Origin of the sequence: Hyphococcus sp., from assembly GCF_041986965.1 — a bacterium.
Classification (GTDB): domain Bacteria; phylum Pseudomonadota; class Alphaproteobacteria; order Caulobacterales; family Parvularculaceae; genus Hyphococcus.
This window is the reverse complement of record NZ_JBHIXB010000001.1, coordinates 1,244,422-1,259,486: the sequence shown is the minus strand read 5'-3', so window position 1 is coordinate 1,259,486 and position 15,065 is coordinate 1,244,422. Positions and strand designations below refer to the sequence as shown.

The following is a 15,065-nucleotide window of genomic DNA, read 5'->3' as shown; positions in this document are numbered from 1 at the left end:
CATTGCGCCTGCCGTTCGGCGCCCGTTATTCAACGCCCCGGCGCCGGTTTTCCACTGTCGGCCATTTCCGCCCCCGAAAGGCGGCGAATCAGCTTTAACCTTTCATTAAGAATTGGTGCTTTTTCCTGTCCCATTAAGGCTTTGCGGGCGCCGCGAAGCACCTTAACGGTGACCTGTTCGGCTTGAGACCGGGGCGGGTGTCTCGCGCCTTTTCAGCCGGGTGGGACGGGGAAACGCCCCAGCGAATGACGGTGGACAACCATGAAATCGAACGCGCCCTGGAGCGTCAAAGGCATTGAGCGCGATGCGCGCGAGACCGCAAAGGAAGCTGCGCGGCGCGAAGGCATGACGGTGGGCGAATGGCTGAACCAGATGATCTACAGCCAGGCCGAAGGCGGCGCTGAAGGCGCCTTTTCAGAAGGCGAAGTCGAAGGCCTGAAGCTTCGCGACATCGTCACGGCCATTGAACATTTGCGCAATCGCGTTGCCGAAGCGGAATCGAAAAACGCCGCTGGTGTCGCCGATCTCAGCCGCAATATGGGCGGCTTCGTCGAGCGCATGCAGCGCCTCGAACGGGTGAAGCCCGCCGAAGGATCTTATGAAGATGTCGTCGAGCGTGTTGCAAAGCTTGAACGCGCCGGCGGCGACCGCGGCCGTATCGAAGCCTTAAAAGCGCTCGAAAAAGCCCTCGCGCAAGTGGCGGTTCAGTTCAACAACGCCCAGCGCACCACCCTCACCCGGCTTGATTCCGCCGAGGCCCAGCTTCAGGAATTCGCCGAACGGATCGACCGCGTCGGCGCCGGCTCAGCCGGCGAACCGGCAGAGCTTGGCCCCCTGAAATCGGCGATCGAAGATCTCGCCGACCGCGTCGCAAAGGCTGAGCGCATCGCTGAAGAAGCCGCTGCGCTGAAAACTGAAGCGGCCACATCCTCCGATCCGGAATTTGTGGAACGCACCGGCGCCAGGCTGCGCGTTCTCGGAGATGAGATTAAACGCGGCGGCGATCAGATCCGCGCCCTTGAAGGGACGATCACAAAACTGTCCGGCCAGATCGAAGCTGCGGAAAAACGCAGCGCCGATGGCGTTCAGAAAGTCACCGACACCATCGCCGAAGTGCGCACCCAGCTTGAGGCCGAGGATAAGAGCGGCGGCCCGGATGTGGAAGCCATTCTCGCCGCCGCGCGTTCGGAAACAGAAGGCAAGCTCGAAGCGCTGCAGCGCTCGCTCGAAGAGATCAACGCTCGCTTTGAGACGCTTGGCCGCGATGAACCGGCGCCGGAAGCGCCTGCAGCCTTAGAAGCTGCGGAGCCGGCGGCGGCGGCGCAACCCGAACCGGAACCCGTTGTCAGCGACAGCGACGACCTTGACGAGGTGGTCGACGAAATCGAGGAGGCTGTCGCCGCCATGGAGGCGGAGGACGACAGCGCCGAGGAAGACCCTTTCGCCTTCGCCGACGAGGCCGATGCCGCCGCCGATACTGAAGAACCGCTTGAAGCGGAAGCCGACGACGAACCTGCCGACGATTTCAGTTTCCAGATTGACGACGACACTCAAGATGGCGCCGAGCAGGATGAAGGCGATGACGACATCACCGTCAGCGCCACGGTCGACGAAGATGACGCTGGCGACGCGATGGATGACGCGGAATCATTGCTCGCCGAAGTCAGAAACGCACTCACCGGCGAAGGTCTCGCCGATGATGATGAAGACGATGACGATGAGCTCGGCGCCGCAGAAATGGAAACGCCGGCCGCAGCGGACGACATCGAAGACGAAGATGACGAGCAGGCGCCAAACACGGCGTCTCTCTCGGCTGCAATGGACGTCGATTCGGGCGCCACGGAAGACGAGGCGCTGGCTGCGCCCGCCGCCAAAGAAGACATGCTGCAGGCCGCCCGTCGGCGCGCCCGCGAAGCCGCCGCCCGCGGCGGTGAAGACGGTCGGCCCCGCCGCAGCCAGCTGACAGCGAAGCAACGCGCCATTCTCGCCGCGCGCGCGCGACAGAAGCGCGCCGCTGAAAGCGGCGGCGAAACGGATATGGCCTCCCATGATGAGGCGGAAGTCGTTGCACAGACGCCTGCGACGCAAGCTGATGACGCCGCTGAGCCGCTCGCCTTTGGAGAGGCCGATGCCGCGCCGGAAGAAGAAGAGACGCCCGGGCGGTTCGGCAAGTTCGCTGCAGCGCTCGCATCCGCCAAGGCGCGCCTCGGCCGGAAGAAAGATGACGATGCGGACGACGGCGCCTTTGCGTCGCAACCTGAAGCCACATCATTTGACGAAGACGATCAGGAAGACCGCCGCGGCAATGGCGACCGAGCCGCACTCGAAACCCTGAAATCCACAAATTCGGCGAAGCCCCTCACGATTGCACTCGGCGTCGCCATTCTGCTCGCCGTCGCCGCGCTCGTTTATCTCGTGAAAGACTTCGTGTTCAAACCCGACACCGGCAATGCGCCAGCGCCGAAGCCGGCGATCGAGCACACCGAGCCTGCCGCAACGGCGCCTGACGGAGAAACAGCTTCCACTCTTCCATCGGTGCCCGCCGCGCCCGCGACCGATCCGCAAGCCCTTTATATTGAGAGCATGGATGCGCTTGCCGCTGCAACGAACGAAACGGACGCCCAGGCCGCCATTGCCGATCTTCAGGACGCCGCCGCGCTCGGCTATCCCCCGGCGCAGCTTCAGCTTGGCGAGCTTTATAAAACAGGCCAGGGCGTTGAGCAGGATCTCGGCCAGGCCCGGGTATGGTTCCGGCGCGCGGCCAATGGCGGCAATGTGCTCGCCATGCACCGCATCGGTGTGATGACGGCCCGCGGCGACGGCGGCCCTGCCGACAGCCAGGAAGCCATCGCCTGGTTCGAAAAGGCGGCGAATTTCGGCCTCGTTGATTCCCAATACAATCTCGGCGCGATCTATCACCCGAGCGACGAAGGCGGCTCGTCCGTTCAGGACGCGGCGAAAGCCTATTACTGGTATTCGCTCGCCGCGCGGAATGGCGACGCGCAGGCGCAGCCGCTTGCCGCCGGCGTCGCCGTGGCGCTTTCGCCGGACACGCGGTCGGAAGTTGACGCCGATGTCGCCGCCTGGACGGCCGAGCAAGCCGACCAAAGCGCTAATCTGAACGCCGCCGGCTAAAACGCCGCAAAGGCGGCGTCGCCTTTGCTTGTTTCACAGCCGCGGCCGCGCTTATAACCCCTGCATCCGCGCTGGCGTCGACGGAAAACCAGAACGAACGCCTGCGCTGCATCGCGTTTCAGGGGTTCGCCAACTTCCCATGCAGCTTTATCTCCCCATTGCGGAGATGCCGGTCGATCCGTTTGTGGTCATCACCATGGGCGCGGCCGTCGGCTTTCTGTCCGGCATGTTCGGCGTCGGCGGCGGTTTTTTGATGACGCCGCTTCTGATCTTTTACGGCATTCCGCCGGCCGTCGCTGTCGGCACCGAAGCCTCGCAGATCGTCGCCTCCTCCGTTTCCGGCGCGCTCGCTCATCTCAAACGCAAGACCGTCGACTTTCAGATGGGCGGATTTCTCGTCGCCGGCGGCGCCGTCGGCTCGGTGATCGGCGTTCTGGTTTTCCGCATGCTTATCAAGACCGGTCAGATTGATACGCTGATCTCGGTTTCCTATGTGATTTTTCTGGGCCTCATTGGCGGGCTGATGTTGTGGGAAAGCATCCGCACGCTTTTGCGTTCACCGGAAGACAAAAAGCGACATGCCCGAAAGCGCCGCAGCCCCGTCTGGCTGGCGGCGCTTCCCTTCGCCATGCGATTTCGGGCCTCTTCGCTTTACATCAGCCCTATTGCGCCGATCACGCTTGGTTTCCTCGTCGGCATTCTTGCCTCCATGCTGGGCGTCGGCGGCGGCTTCATCATGGTCCCGGCGATGCTCTACATCCTCAACATGCCGACCAATGTGGTCGTCGGCACATCGCTGTTCCAGATCATTTTTGTCACCGCCATCACCACAGTTCTCCACGCCGCCGCCAACCAGACCGTAGACATTGCACTGGCGCTTTTGTTGCTCAGCGGCGGCGTCGTCGGCGCACAGCTTGGCGTGCGCGTCGGCGCCAGGCTCAAGGCCGAACATCTGCGCGCCCTTCTCGCGCTATTGGTGCTGGGCGTGTGCGCCCGGCTTCTCATCGACCTCGCTTTGCCGCCTGAGTCCCTGTTCATCATGGATGGCGGGCGATGAGAGCTTTCTTCCTCGCACTCGCCTTGATCATCGCGCCTGCGCAGGCGGCGAATATTGAAGTTGCGCTGACGGACGACCGCGTGGAAGTGGATACCGGCTTCGCCGGCGCACGCCTCGTTTTATTCGGCGCCATCACGGGGCTGGACGATCCCGCATCCGTTGACATCATTTCCGTCATCAAAGGGCCGGAAGCGCAGTTTCAAGTGCGCCAGATGGAAAAGAACAATCTCATCTGGACACCCGGCCCTGCGCATCTCATTGAGCGCGCGCCGGGACTTCACCTCACTTATGCGACCCGGCCCGTTGACGATATCGCTCCCCTGCCGTTGCAGGACCAGTATCGTCTCGATGCGGATTATCTCGACATCGCCGTCGAGGCGCACGAATCTGCACGCGAAGGAGATATCGGCCTTTTCCGCAGCGCCTTTCTCAGCGAGGCGGAAGCGCTCGGGCTCTATCGCACTCATGTGGGCGGTATCGAGTTTAAAAAAGGCGCGCTTTTCACCATTACCGCGCGCCTTCCCACCAACACCCCTGTGGGCGAATATGAAGTCGCCGTGTATCTTTTCCGCAATGGGACCCTCATTGGCTCTGACGAAGCGGCGCTGGCGGTCAATCGCGTGGGGCTCGAGCGCCGCGTTTACGATTTCGCCCATCAACGCCCGGTCTCCTACGGGATATTCTGCGTTGCGCTAGCGCTGATCGCCGGCTGGGTCGCGAGCCTTGCATTCCGCAAATAGAATTTTTGGTCTATTCTCCCCATACGGGTAGCGTTCGGGAGGGGGCCGTATGGCAAAAAGCAAGCAAAAAGCGGAAATGACGCGGCTTGGTTTTTACGGGCTTGCGCCATTCTTTATCGCCGCCGCCGCGCTGTGGCTGAGCCCCGCCATCATTCCCAGTCACATTGCGCTCGATTTTCACCTTCTCGCCCTTGCCTATGGCGCGGTCATCGTCGCCTATCTTTCCGGGGCCGGGGCGGGCGCGACGCTCAATCCCGGCCAAAAACTGCAAGAGTCATTTGTGCCGGGACAGCTGATTGCCCTTGTCGCCTTCGCCGCGATCCTCCCCGACGGGGTCTTTATGATGTCGCTGGGCGCCGCCTGGCGCCATGTCATCATTCTCATCCTCCTTTTCTATCTGTTGATGCGCGACCTTGCCGCGACAAACGCCGGCATCTTCCCCAAATGGTATGGCGCGTTAAGGCTTCGGCTCACCTTCTGGGCGGGGCTCGCCATTGTGCTCATCATGAGCCGGTTGTTGCTTTGGGGATATCACTAGCCTCATGAAAACTCCGCTGCGCAGCGCCATTCTGTTTTTCGCGATTGGCGGTTAAAAGCCGCGCATGGACGCTCTCACCCTCGATCAAGTCACGGTCGCGCTTTCGCCCTCGTCGCAGGCCATGCTGTCGGCGGCGATTATCATTATGATTTTCGCTATCGCGCTCAGCCTGAAGCCCGAGCATTTTTCATTTCTGAAAACGGACCCGAAACTGTTCTGGGGCGGACTGGCGGCGCAGCTCATCGGGCTTCCCGCCATGACGCTGCTTCTCGTCACGATCATGGCGCCGCATCCCTCGATCGCGCTCGGCATGATCGTCGTCGCCGCCTGTCCCGGCGGCAATGTCTCGAACTTCATGACCTGGAGCGCCCGGGGCGACACGGCCTATTCCGTGTCGCTCACGGCGGGATCGAGCGTCATCGCCGCGTTGTGGACGCCTGCCGCGATCCTGTTCTGGTCGGCCCTTTACCCTCCCACCGATGCGCTTCTCGATACGATTGACTTCAACCGCGTGGCCTTTGTCGCCCAAACGACAGTCATGCTCGCAGCGCCGCTGGCGCTCGGGATGACCGCAGCGCATAAATTTCCCGCAGCAGCGGAGAAAATTCGCAAACCCCTCGCGCTCTTCGGCGCAGGCATGCTGGCCATTGTCATCCTTGACGGCTTCATCAAATTGACAGGCGTGCTGCTTCCGGCCTGGGCGCTTATTCTCATCCCCGTCGCCGTGCACAACGCCTGCGCCTTTGCGCTGGGCGCCGGCGTTGGCCGCCTGCTCGGCGCCTCACCCGCCCGGCGGCGCAGCCTCGCCTTTGAAGTGGGCATCCAGAACGCCGGTCTCGCCATCGTCCTTCTTCTCGCGCAGTTGAAGGGGCTTGGGGGCGCCGCGGCTATCGCAGCTGTATGGGGTGTTTGGCACTTCTTTTCCGGCGGCGTTATGATCCTTCTCTACAGAACAATAGACTCCCGAAAACGCCCATAGGAAACGCACATGACCTTCGATTTTAAAATCACTGGCGGCTTAATTTATGACGGTGACGGCGGCGCGCCCGTTCACGCCAATATCGGCGTCAAGGACGGCAGGATCGCCGAGATCGGCGCCTGCGCGGGCGACGCGAAACAGGTGATCGACGCAGACGGCGCCATAGTCACGCCGGGCTTTATCGACCTTCACACCCATTACGATGGGCAGATTTCCTGGGACGAAGAATTAAAACCTTCCGTCAATCACGGCGTCACCACCATCATCATGGGCAATTGCGGCGTCGGTTTTGCGCCCGTGAAAAAGAGCGACCATGACCGCCTCGTGCGATTGATGGAAGGCGTTGAAGACATCCCCGGCACGGCCCTGCATGAAGGGCTTACCTGGGACTGGGAGAGCTTTCCGGAATATATGAACGCCATCGACGCCATGCCGCACACCATCGACTTCGGCGTGATGATTGGCCACGACCCGGTGCGGGTCTACGCCATGGGAGAACGCGCCAGCGCATTTGAAGAAGCTACCGATGAAGACATCGCCGAGATGCAAAAGATAGTGCGTGAGGCATTGGAAGCCGGCGCCGCAGGGTTTTCCATTGGGCGCACCGATGTTCACCGCACCGCCGACGGCGACTGGACGCCGAGCGCCGAAGCGAGCGAGAAAGAACTGACCGCGCTTTCCGGCGCGCTCGCCGATCTCGATCATGGCGTGTTACAGATCGTCAATGACTTTAATCTCGAACGCGAAGGCGACCAGTTCCAGGACGAGTTCAAAATCGTCGAAAGCTTCGTGCGGGCGGGGCGAGGAAAACCTGCCTCCATTTCCCTCATGCAGCGGGATATGGCCCCGAATGACTGGAAGCGTATCCTCGAACAGACCGAACGACTGAACAAGGACGGCGTGGATTTCAACGTACAGGTGGCGCCGCGCGCCATCGGCGTCTTTCAGGGCCTCCAATGCACCTTCCACCCGATCATGGCGCAGCCGAGCTATATCGCCATCAAGGACAAGCCGCTGGAAGAGCGGGTGGCGATCATGCGCGATCCGGAGTTTAAAAAGAAATGCCTAGCGGAAACGCCGGTGAAGCTCGCCGGGCCCGGCTCCTCCGTGCCGCCCATCGCCGACACCATGATCGCGGCGATTGAACTTGTCGCCAACAAATTCTTCCGCCTCGGTGAAGACCCCGATTATGAACAGGCGCAGGATCAATCACTAGGCGCCGAAGCGCGGCGCGACGGCGTATCGGCGATGGAAAAACTTTACGACACGCTACTCGAGCTTGACGGAAAACAGCTCATCTATTTCCCGATCTATAACTACACCGAGTTCAATTACGACAATGTGCACAAGATGCTGACCCACCCCAACGCCCTGCCCGGTCTTTCCGACGGCGGCGCTCATGTGGGCACCATCTGCGACGCAAGCCTGCCGACCTATCTCCTGACCCATTGGTGCCGCGACCGCGATCACGGAAAAATTCCGCTGGAGCGCGCAATCCAGATGCTCACCGCTGACGGCGCCGATTATCTCGGGCTGAAGGATCGCGGGCGGTTGAAGGTCGGGATGCGCGCCGACATCAACATCATCGATCATGAAAAACTGAAGTTAGGCCCGCCGCGCATGGTGAAAGACCTTCCCGCCGGCGGCCAGCGCCTGTTGCAACCCGTCTCCGGTTACCGCGCGACTTTCGTCAATGGCGAACAGGTCATCGCCAATGACGAAGTGACGAAAGCACGGCCGGGCCGGCTGGTGAGGTTTCATTGATTGAGGCGATCAAAAAACTTTTCGAGCCGTCAAAAGGCTCACAAATATGGTTTAGATTATACCGCCGAAGCCGAAGCGATGTATCGACAGATCGCATCGGACCTTGGGCTTGAAATTGCCAAAGAACCAGATGCCCCTGTGGAACTATCGATGATTTTTCCGAAACAGGAAAAATTGAGATCGGAAGTTTGGGTATGCTTACAGAATCTAGATGAACTCTGGTTCGTTGTCGACGGCTATACCTGCAGCATGTTTCCATTTGAAGACGTAAAGGAAGAGTTTGAGCGCTGCCTCCGCAAAGCACTGACCGGGGAATACCGCATCCGGAAGTTTGTACGTCGCCGTGATGGGAAGATCTTCAGAGCGTACCTACAGCAAAGCATTGGCGATAAATGGGTGAACGTTTCTGGGTACCGTCAAATCATAGGATTTTTCCCAACGTTGGTCTACGATATACGTGATGAATTCCTCACCACGGACGAAGCTGAATCAATTTCCAGCATCTGAGAGTCGATCATGAACTTCACCTTCGACACCGTTCCCAACGTCATATTCGAAACCGGCGCGGCGGCGCGTTTGGGCGAGATTGTAAGTCCTCGCATGAAGCGCCCCTTTGTGGTCACCGATAAAGGCGTCGTTGGCGCCGGACTGATCGATGGCGCCCTGAAAGGCCTTGAAGCGGCGGATCTTGACTATGCGCTGTTCGATGGCGTCGAGGCCGACCCGCCCGCGAAAGTCGTGAAAGGCGCGATTGAAACCGCGCGCAAGCACAAGGCCGACGGCGTCATCGGTTTCGGCGGCGGCTCCTCCATGGATACGGCGAAAGTCATCGCCTGCCTCATCAATTCATCGCAAAGCCTTGAAGAGATTTACGGCATCGATCAGGCGAAAGGCGACCGGGTTCCGCTGGCGCTTCTTCCCACGACCGCGGGCACCGGCTCTGAAGTCACGAACATTTCCGTCATCACCACCGAAGACGATCAAAAAATGGGCGTCCTCGGTCCGCAGCTTTACGCCGACCTCGCCGTTCTTGACGCCTCGCTAACGCTTTCCATGCCGCGCCATGTGACAAGCGCAACCGGCATCGACGCGATGGTCCACGCCATCGAAGCTTACACGACCAAGCTTAAAAAGAATCCGGTTTCCGACGCCCTTGCCGCAAAAGCCTTGAAGCTTTTGTCGTCGAATATCCAGCGCGCTTGCGATACGCCGGACGACATCGAGGCGCGCGAGGCGATGCTGCTCGGCGCCATGCTGGCGGGGCAGGCGTTTGCCAACGCCCCTTGCGCCGCCGTGCACGCCATGGCCTATCCGTTGGGCGTTCATTTTCATGTGCCTCATGGGCTCGCCAACTCGCTGATGCTGGCGCCAGTGTTGAAATTCAACATTCCCGCCGCGGCGCCGCTTTACGCCGAGCTTGGCGATGTCATCGGCGCCAATGACACCGGCGATTTTACGACACGTGCGGAAAGCTTTGTCGCCAAGATGGTGGATATCTGCGCGGCCACGGGCGTCAAAAGCCGCCTGTCGGAAGTCGGCGTGTCGCATAACGTCCTGCCCAAGCTTGCTGAAGACGCGGCAAAGATCGAACGCCTCATGAAAAACAACCCGCGGCCGGTGTCTGAAGAGGACGCCTTGGCGCTCTATACGGAAGTGCTCTGATGGCGGCGGGCTATTCTGGCACGCCTCTCCTTAAGAAACTCGGCGTCAAGGACGGTCAGTCGGCGCTGCTGGTTGCGGTCCCCGAAGACATTCCCGCACTTTCGAGCTTCAAAAACTGGGCGCGCGTCAAATCCGCCAAAACAACGCGCGGCGTTAATGGAGGCCCCTATGACTATGTGCATTTTTTCACCTCTAGTGCGGCGCAGCTCTCAAATACGCTGCCGAAACTCAAAACAGAACTCGTCCAGGATGGCATGATCTGGGTGTCATGGCCGAAAAAGTCCTCGGGCGTGCCGTCTTCGGTCACAGAAGACACCGTGCGCCGGCTCGCGCTGAAAATCGGCCTTGTCGATGTGAAAGTTTGCGCTGTTGACGATGTGTGGTCCGGATTGAAACTGGTGATCCCGGTGAAAGACAGGAAAAAATGAAAACGACAACGACCCGCGCTGACTACAAACATTTTCTGCCGCTGCAAACGCGCTGGGCCGACAATGATATTTACGGCCATGTGAATAATGTCGCCTATTATGGTTATTTCGACACCATCGTGAATGAGTATCTGATCGCCGAAGGCGCGCTCGACATTCATGACGGCGCCGTCATCGGTCTGGTGGTTGAGACAGGCTGCAAATATTTTGCACCGCTGGAATTCCCGCAACAACTCGACGGCGCCTTGCGCGTCGCAAAGATCGGCAATTCATCGGTGCGGTATGAACTGGCGATTTTCAAACAAGGCGAGGATGCACCCGCCGCCGAAGGCCAATTCGTGCATGTTTATGTGGACCGGGAGACGCGACGCCCAGCAAACCTTCCAGCCTCGCTCAAAGCCGCTCTGGAGAAAATCAGCATTTAGCGCGCGCCAATCGTTGTCCGATGCATCAACCGCGCATGACCTTCATAGCCGCCGGTCGCGCGATGCAGGACAGAGCGATTGTCCCACATGATAAGCATGTTGGGTTTCCATTTGTGTTCATACACAAATTCATCGCGCGTCTGCCATTGATAGAGCTCGGCGAGAAGCGCCATGGAGGCGCTCTCCTCCATATCCGCAAAGCCGGTGATATAGCCGATACAACCGAAGATTCCTTCGCGTCCTGTTTCGGGGTGCTTTGCAATAATCGGGTGACGATGTTCCGCCGTTAGCGCCTCATCCGAAGCGCGAATGTCCATGGAGCGTGTCTTGCGATCCTCGTCGCCATAGACGCCGCCTTTGGCATAAGGAATGCGCGCAGAGTGAACTGCGATCTTCCCTTCAAGCTTCACGCGTAACGCATCGGGCATCCGCTCGAGCGCAAGATGCTGGTTTGCAAAATGGGTGTCGCCGCCATGAGGCGGCACGGTGACCCCCAAAAGGCACGTCCCTGCCGGCGGCTTTTCCTGAAAGCTCCAGTCCGTGTGCCAGCTTTCAGCGAAAATCGGCGAGGTTTCATCGGCCTTACGCTGCACCGCAATGATATGTTTGCGCCCCGGAATGGGAGAAATGAAAGGATCGTCTCCGAACGGACCAAAATAAAGCGTGAACCGCTCCAGATCGTCATCGCTCATGGCCTGATCGGGAAAAGTAAGGACATGATGGGCGAGCCAGGCGTCGCGAATGTCTGCGATCGTCTGATCGTCCAGAGGTTTCGTCAGATCCAGCCCGGTGACGCTTGCGCCGCAGGGGCCGCCGCTTGGGACGATGTCCATCGCCGCCTCCTGTTTCCTTCCCCTTCCCGCTTTGATAGACCGTCCAAAACCAAAGGGAAACGCGCTTCGGCAGTTTCAGGGCATAAGGAACGGCAATGTCAGAACAGGTCCTCATCACCACGATCGATTCCAGCGGCGTCGCGCGGCTCACCATGAACAGACCGGATATCCGCAACGCCTTTAATGAAGAGTTGATCAGCGAGATTTGCGAAGCCATGGGCCGGCTGAACGCCGACCCCAATGTGCGTGTCGTCGTTCTGACCGGCGCAGGCAAAGCCTTCTCCGCCGGCGCCGATCTCAACATGATGAAGCGCGCCGCAAAATATTCAGCCGCAGAAAACAAGGACGATGCGCGCCGCCTCGCCCACATGCTCTATTCCATCTACCATTCGCCCAAACCCACCGTCGCGCTCGTCAACGGGCCGGCTATGGGCGGCGGACTTGGACTTATCGCCGCCTGCGATATCGCCATCGGCGCCGACACAGCTTTTTTTGCACTATCGGAAGTGCGCGTCGGCCTTATCCCCGCAGTGATTTCACCTTTCGTGATTCAGGCGATCACCGTGCGTCAGGCCCGGCGCTATTTCACCTCAGGCGAACGTTTCGATGCAGCCGAAGCGCGGCGCATCGGCCTGTTGCACAAGATCGTCAACGCCGATGCGCTTAATGACGCGCTTGAAGACATGCTCGGCGAATTGCTGTTATGCGGGCCTCATTCACAAGCGCTGGCGCAGGAGCTTATTCATAAAGTCGCCTATCGCCCGCTCGCCGATGCAGTGATGGAAGAAACGGCCGGTATGATCGCCAAGACCCGCGCCAGCGATGAAGGCAAGGAAGGCGTCACCGCATTTCTTGAAAAACGAAAGCCGACCTGGCTGAAAGACTGACAACAAGCCCTGCCGCATATTACGGGAAACAAATCTTATGACCCTTTCACGCCGCACACTGCTTCAGTCCTCCGTCGCAACGATGGCGATCGCCGCCCTGCCTTCCTGCTCAGCAAGGAAAGCCGCCAGTGAAGCAGGCAGCCTGGAAGCCGGCGGGCCGCTCGACGTCATTACCGATCAGATCCTTCAAGCCTATCCCGAAAGCGCATCCAGCGCGGGCATAGATACCGGGAAATATAAACATCTAAAGTCACTCCTTACCGACCGCTCAGCAGAGGGACAGACAAAAATCGCCGACATGGTGCGCAGCACGCGCGACTTGCTGAGCGCAATCGACACGACAACGCTGCCCGCTGATGAAGCGCTAGATGTCGATGTGGTGCGCACTGTCTTTGAGACGGCCTCCGAGGGGTTCGATTTCCCCTATGGCGATATGGCGCTGCTCAACACCAACTGGTCTTATCGCAACAGCCCTTATGCGGTCGCGCAGAACACCGGGGCGTTTGTCGAAATTCCGAGTTTTCTCGACTCCGCGCACTCCATCGAAACAAGCGAAGACGCCGACGCCTATCTTTCGCGAATGGAAGCCTATGCGGACCAGCTCAACGGAGAGACGGAGCGCACCGCCGCCGCCGGCGAAATTGGCGTCATCCTGCCGGATTTCCTGATGACAAAAACGCTCGGCCAGTTGCGCGGCGGCGCCGGAACGCCCGTGGAGAATTGGGGCATTGTCGCCTCTCTCGCCTCGCGCGCCGCAGATTTTCCCGGCGGCTACGCAGAAAAAGCCAAAGCGATCGCCGAAACCAAAATCGGTCCAGCGATTGAACGCCAAATCGCGGCGCTGGAAGCCTTGGCGCCGCGCGCAACAAATAACGCCGGTGTCTGGGCGCAGCCGGACGGCGACGCTTATTACGCATGGGCGCTTAAAGCCGGCACGACGACAACCATGTCGCCCGATGAGGTCCACGAAATGGGCCTTGAGGAACTCGCCGCCCTGCATGGGCGTATGGACCCGATCCTGCGCTCTATCGGGTACACGGAAGGTACGGTCGGCGCGCGCATGACCGCGCTTTCCGCCGATCCCCGTTACAAATTCTCCGACGGCGATGAAGGCCGCGCGGAAATCATGGCGTTCATCGATCAAACGCTAGAAGACATTCGCGCACGCATGCCGCAAGCTTTCGAAACGCTCGTGCCCGGTTTTCTTGAAGTGACGCGCATCGCGCCGGAGGTCGAGGCGGGTGCGCCCGGCGCCTATGGCGGCGCGGGCTCCATCGACGGCAAACAACCGGGTCATTTCTGGATCAATTTGCGCACGCCGGACCTTCATAACCGCTATTCGCTGGCGGACCTCACCTATCACGAGGCGATTCCCGGCCATGTCTGGCAGGGTGAATATACCTTCAAGCAACCACTGATCCGGTCGCTACTGGCGTTTAACGCTTATTCCGAAGGATGGGCGCTTTATGCCGAACAGATCGCGGACGAACTCGGCGTCTATGACGACTTCCCGGTTGGACGGCTCGGTTATCTTCAATCTCTCGCCTTCCGCGCTTGCCGGCTGGTGGTCGACACCGGGCTTCACGCCAAGCGTTGGACGCGCCAACAGGCGATTGACTGGTTTGTCACGAATAACGGGTCAAATCCGGACGAAGTGCAAAGCGAGGTCGACCGCTATTGCGCATGGCCGGGACAGGCTTGCGGCTACAAGGTCGGTCATTCTGCAATTGTGGGCTTGCGCGAAAAGGCAAAGGCTGCGCTGGGCGAACGCTACGACTTCCGGCGTTTCAATGACGCCGTCGTTCTCGGCGGCAGCGTACCCATGACAGTGCTTGGCCGCGTCATTGACGATTATATTGCGCGGGAAAAATCCGCCTAAAGGATGGGCTTATCCATCTCGACTTTCGCCACCACATAACCACGCTTCAGGTCGGCGATGTGTTTGGCCATCCATTCTTCGGCAAGATTTTCGTCGCGCGCAGAAAACGCATCGAGAATATTCTTTTGGGCGTTGAAGATACGCGTACGAGCGTTTGGCGCCTTGCCGATGACCTGCCGCAGGCTTTCGCCGATCATCAGGTTTAAGGATTGAAGCATCGCGAGCATGACGCGGTTGTCGAGCCCCTTGGCGAGAGACTGGAAAAACTCAACAGCGCATTCAACAGTCTTATCATGATTGTCGTCGTCATTAGCTTCTAATGTACGCCAGACATCATTCAACGCTGCAAGGCTCTCCTCATCAAGCCGGGTTGCAGCCAGACGGGCCGCTTGCGGATAATAGATCGCGAGCGTTTCCCAGACTTCGTTAAAGGTGACGCCGCCGAGCGCAAGGCTGCGGCTCGCCGCCACCGCCACGTCTGACGCATTGGGCCGCTTTACAATGAATTTCTTGTGGGAGCCGCGCGCAATCAGCCCGGACTGTTCCAATAACCGCAAGCCTTCACGCACCGTCGATCGCGTCACCTGAAACTGTTCGCAAAGCTCAGCTTCAATCGGCAAGGCCTCGCCGTCAGAAAGACGACCCTCGACGATGTTCTCTTCGATCGCCCGATAGACCTTGAGATAAGCGGGCTCACGGTGCAACGCAGCGAATTTTGTTTTCTGTTCCGACATGACC

Annotated in this window: 14 protein-coding genes; 12 read left to right on the top strand and 2 right to left on the bottom strand. The window is 59.6% G+C overall.

The window, feature by feature from the left end; genetic code table 11:
- Window positions 1-261: 261 nt before the first annotated feature.
- From ACFC5L_RS06330 to ACFC5L_RS06285, 10 genes are all read left to right on the top strand, one after another.
- A complete protein-coding gene (locus tag ACFC5L_RS06330) occupies window positions 262-3,135 on the top strand; it encodes a tetratricopeptide repeat protein (RefSeq protein WP_375201120.1) in 2,874 nt (957 codons plus the stop codon).
- 139 nt (window positions 3,136-3,274) lie between these two features.
- Window positions 3,275-4,192 (top strand): sulfite exporter TauE/SafE family protein, encoded by a 918-nt coding sequence (locus tag ACFC5L_RS06325; RefSeq protein WP_375201121.1) that lies wholly within the window; start codon window positions 3,275-3,277, stop codon window positions 4,190-4,192.
- Complete coding sequence (locus ACFC5L_RS06320; RefSeq protein ID WP_375201122.1) at window positions 4,189-4,932, top strand: TIGR02186 family protein; 744 nt, start codon at window positions 4,189-4,191, stop codon at window positions 4,930-4,932. The genes ACFC5L_RS06325 and ACFC5L_RS06320 overlap by 4 nt, the downstream gene beginning before the upstream one ends.
- Before the next feature lie 49 nt (window positions 4,933-4,981).
- Complete coding sequence (locus ACFC5L_RS06315) at window positions 4,982-5,470, top strand: DUF3429 domain-containing protein (protein WP_375201123.1); 489 nt, start codon at window positions 4,982-4,984, stop codon at window positions 5,468-5,470.
- Between the two features lie 64 nt (window positions 5,471-5,534).
- A complete protein-coding gene (locus ACFC5L_RS06310) occupies window positions 5,535-6,449 on the top strand; it encodes a bile acid:sodium symporter family protein (RefSeq protein ID WP_375201124.1) in 915 nt (304 codons plus the stop codon).
- A gap of 9 nt (window positions 6,450-6,458) precedes the next feature.
- Window positions 6,459-8,213 (top strand): N-acyl-D-amino-acid deacylase family protein, encoded by a 1,755-nt coding sequence (locus ACFC5L_RS06305; protein WP_375201125.1) that lies wholly within the window; start codon window positions 6,459-6,461, stop codon window positions 8,211-8,213.
- Window positions 8,214-8,720: a hypothetical protein gene (locus ACFC5L_RS06300; protein WP_375201126.1), complete on the top strand. Its 507-nt coding sequence runs from the start codon at window positions 8,214-8,216 to the stop codon at window positions 8,718-8,720.
- A 6-nt stretch (window positions 8,721-8,726) separates the two neighbouring features.
- A complete protein-coding gene (locus ACFC5L_RS06295) occupies window positions 8,727-9,875 on the top strand; it encodes an iron-containing alcohol dehydrogenase (protein ID WP_375202340.1) in 1,149 nt (382 codons plus the stop codon).
- Window positions 9,875-10,303 carry a DUF3052 family protein gene (locus ACFC5L_RS06290; RefSeq protein ID WP_375201127.1) on the top strand — a complete coding sequence of 143 codons (429 nt, stop codon included), beginning with the start codon at window positions 9,875-9,877 and terminating at the stop codon, window positions 10,301-10,303. The genes ACFC5L_RS06295 and ACFC5L_RS06290 overlap by 1 nt, the downstream gene beginning before the upstream one ends.
- On the top strand, window positions 10,300-10,728 hold the full coding sequence (locus ACFC5L_RS06285; protein ID WP_375201128.1) for an acyl-CoA thioesterase: 429 nt from the start codon (window positions 10,300-10,302) through the stop codon (window positions 10,726-10,728). Before ACFC5L_RS06290 ends, ACFC5L_RS06285 begins: the two co-directional genes overlap by 4 nt.
- Here ACFC5L_RS06285 and ACFC5L_RS06280 read toward each other — a convergent pair.
- Window positions 10,725-11,561, bottom strand: coding sequence for a TauD/TfdA dioxygenase family protein (locus ACFC5L_RS06280; protein WP_375201129.1), 837 nt, complete (start codon window positions 11,559-11,561; stop codon window positions 10,725-10,727). The genes ACFC5L_RS06285 and ACFC5L_RS06280 overlap by 4 nt on opposite strands.
- Before the next feature lie 95 nt (window positions 11,562-11,656).
- Between ACFC5L_RS06280 and ACFC5L_RS06275 the strand changes: the two genes are divergently transcribed.
- Both ACFC5L_RS06275 and ACFC5L_RS06270 read left to right on the top strand, forming a co-directional pair.
- Complete coding sequence (locus tag ACFC5L_RS06275; RefSeq protein WP_375201130.1) at window positions 11,657-12,448, top strand: enoyl-CoA hydratase/isomerase family protein; 792 nt, start codon at window positions 11,657-11,659, stop codon at window positions 12,446-12,448.
- Between the two features lie 37 nt (window positions 12,449-12,485).
- Window positions 12,486-14,327 carry a DUF885 domain-containing protein gene (locus ACFC5L_RS06270; protein WP_375201131.1) on the top strand — a complete coding sequence of 614 codons (1,842 nt, stop codon included), beginning with the start codon at window positions 12,486-12,488 and terminating at the stop codon, window positions 14,325-14,327.
- On the opposite strand, the gene ACFC5L_RS06265 is transcribed toward ACFC5L_RS06270, so the two are convergent.
- Window positions 14,324-15,061, bottom strand: coding sequence for a FadR/GntR family transcriptional regulator (locus tag ACFC5L_RS06265; protein WP_375201132.1), 738 nt, complete (start codon window positions 15,059-15,061; stop codon window positions 14,324-14,326). The two genes, ACFC5L_RS06270 and ACFC5L_RS06265, sit on opposite strands and share 4 nt — an antisense overlap.
- Window positions 15,062-15,065: the final 4 nt, after the last annotated feature.

What these genes read in the sequence shown, in the direction of transcription:
- ACFC5L_RS06320 (WP_375201122.1), top strand. Translation starts at nt 4,189, where the DNA reads ATGAGAGCTTTCTTCCTCGCACTCGCCTTGATCATCGCGCCTGCGCAG.
- ACFC5L_RS06330 (WP_375201120.1), top strand. Translation starts at nt 262, where the DNA reads ATGAAATCGAACGCGCCCTGGAGCGTCAAAGGCATTGAGCGCGATGCG.
- ACFC5L_RS06265 (WP_375201132.1), bottom strand. Translation starts at nt 15,061, where the DNA reads ATGTCGGAACAGAAAACAAAATTCGCTGCGTTGCACCGTGAGCCCGCT.
- ACFC5L_RS06315 (WP_375201123.1), top strand. Translation starts at nt 4,982, where the DNA reads ATGGCAAAAAGCAAGCAAAAAGCGGAAATGACGCGGCTTGGTTTTTAC.
- ACFC5L_RS06280 (WP_375201129.1), bottom strand. Translation starts at nt 11,561, where the DNA reads ATGGACATCGTCCCAAGCGGCGGCCCCTGCGGCGCAAGCGTCACCGGG.
- ACFC5L_RS06310 (WP_375201124.1), top strand. Translation starts at nt 5,535, where the DNA reads ATGGACGCTCTCACCCTCGATCAAGTCACGGTCGCGCTTTCGCCCTCG.
- ACFC5L_RS06275 (WP_375201130.1), top strand. Translation starts at nt 11,657, where the DNA reads ATGTCAGAACAGGTCCTCATCACCACGATCGATTCCAGCGGCGTCGCG.
- ACFC5L_RS06305 (WP_375201125.1), top strand. Translation starts at nt 6,459, where the DNA reads ATGACCTTCGATTTTAAAATCACTGGCGGCTTAATTTATGACGGTGAC.
- ACFC5L_RS06270 (WP_375201131.1), top strand. Translation starts at nt 12,486, where the DNA reads ATGACCCTTTCACGCCGCACACTGCTTCAGTCCTCCGTCGCAACGATG.
- ACFC5L_RS06325 (WP_375201121.1), top strand. Translation starts at nt 3,275, where the DNA reads ATGCAGCTTTATCTCCCCATTGCGGAGATGCCGGTCGATCCGTTTGTG.
- ACFC5L_RS06290 (WP_375201127.1), top strand. Translation starts at nt 9,875, where the DNA reads ATGGCGGCGGGCTATTCTGGCACGCCTCTCCTTAAGAAACTCGGCGTC.
- ACFC5L_RS06285 (WP_375201128.1), top strand. Translation starts at nt 10,300, where the DNA reads ATGAAAACGACAACGACCCGCGCTGACTACAAACATTTTCTGCCGCTG.